Consider the following 762-nt stretch of genomic DNA (forward strand, 5'->3'; position numbering starts at 1 on the left):
TGACCGCCATGCAGGACATACTGCTGATGGCCCTGTTCGCGTTCCTCGGCGCCGCCGGGGCCGGACTGCTCGGCGTCCTGGTGCTGCGCTCACTGCGCTCGCGTTCCGTCGCCGTCTCGCTCACCGTGGTCGCGGCGGTCGCGGTGACCGCGATGCTCGCCGGGACGCTCGCCGTGGCCTGGGCGATGTTCCTGTCGCCGCACGACCTGACCGTGGTGACCACGGTCTGCGCGATGGCCGCGGTGGTGTCCCTCGCGACCGCGCTGCTGCTCGGCCGCTGGGTGGTGGCGAGCAGCAACGCGCTGACGGTCGCCGCCCGTTCCTTCGGCGACGGCGGCAGTTTCGCCGCGCCCGCCGGCCGGGCGACCGCCGAACTGTCCGAACTGAGCAGTGAGTTGGTCGCCACCAGCGCGAAGCTCGCCGAGTCCCGCGAGCGCGAGCGGGCCCTCGACGCGTCCCGCCGGGAGCTGGTCGCCTGGATCTCGCACGACCTGCGCACCCCGCTCGCCGGTCTGCGCGCCATGTCCGAGGCCCTGGAGGACGGCATGGCCGAGGACCCGCGGCGCTACCACCGGCAGATCCGCACCGAGGTGGACCGGCTCAACGACATGGTCGGCGACCTCTTCGAACTGTCCCGCATCCACGCCGGCGCGCTCGCCCTGGCGCCCACCCGGATGTCGGTCTACGACCTGGTCGGCGACGCGCTCGCGGGCGTCGACCCGCTCGCCAGGGAGCACGGCGTGCTGCTGGACGGCGCCCAGG

General features: G+C 73.9%; 1 protein-coding gene. It reads left to right on the forward strand.

All coding sequences use genetic code 11. From position 1 onward, the window contains the following. Positions 1-8: 8 nt before the first annotated feature. On the forward strand, positions 9-762 hold a 754-nt coding region (locus QMK28_RS34050), incomplete at its 3' end, for a sensor histidine kinase (protein WP_326443569.1).

Origin of the sequence: Streptomyces sp. H27-D2 (genome assembly GCF_035828615.1) — a bacterium.
Classification (GTDB): domain Bacteria; phylum Actinomycetota; class Actinomycetes; order Streptomycetales; family Streptomycetaceae; genus Streptomyces.